The 548-nt window shown below is 57.3% G+C and carries 1 protein-coding gene; it reads right to left on the bottom strand.

Annotated elements, in window-relative coordinates; all coding sequences use genetic code 11:
• The coding region (locus QQF33_RS03485; protein ID WP_285157386.1) for a transposase at window positions 1-548 on the bottom strand (548 nt) is incomplete at both ends.

Raw genomic sequence — 548 nt, 5'->3', positions numbered from 1 at the left:
TTTCCTTTCCACATCCCCGACTCACAGCGCCGTGGATTCAGCCCGGCGTAAGCCACCAGTGCCTTACTGTCACTGAACCGTCTCAGATTACCCGCGAACGCCAGCAGGCTCACGCTCAGCATTTCACCGATCCCGGGGATGCTCTTCAGCAGTTCCCTGTCCCGCTTCAGGTCAGGGTTATCATCGATGTGCTGGCTGATTTTTTTTCGTGTTTCGTCAATCAGTTCATCCAGCATGGCAACGTGTTCATGCAGTGAGGGAACAATGACCTCGTCGGCTGCTTCAAGGCGGTTCATCTCCATCTGCCGCATCTCTTCCAGATTACGCAGGTGGCGTACCAGCGCCGTCAGCTGACGCTCGCTCAGCGGCGCAGGATACCAGGGGGCGGGTTGATACAGGGCGCAGTAGCGGGCTATCAGTGCCGCATCACTTTTGTCCGTTTTGTTGCGGGTCAGCTCCGTATTGCCAAACGCGTGTATGCGGGCGGGATTTTCGAGGCTGACACAGCAGCCGTTATCGGCCAGCAGGGTGGCAAGTTCAGTGCTGTA

Source organism: Lelliottia wanjuensis, assembly GCF_030238365.1.
In the GTDB taxonomy this organism is placed as follows: domain Bacteria; phylum Pseudomonadota; class Gammaproteobacteria; order Enterobacterales; family Enterobacteriaceae; genus Enterobacter; species Enterobacter wanjuensis.
This window is presented reverse-complemented; position numbering and strand designations above follow the sequence as displayed.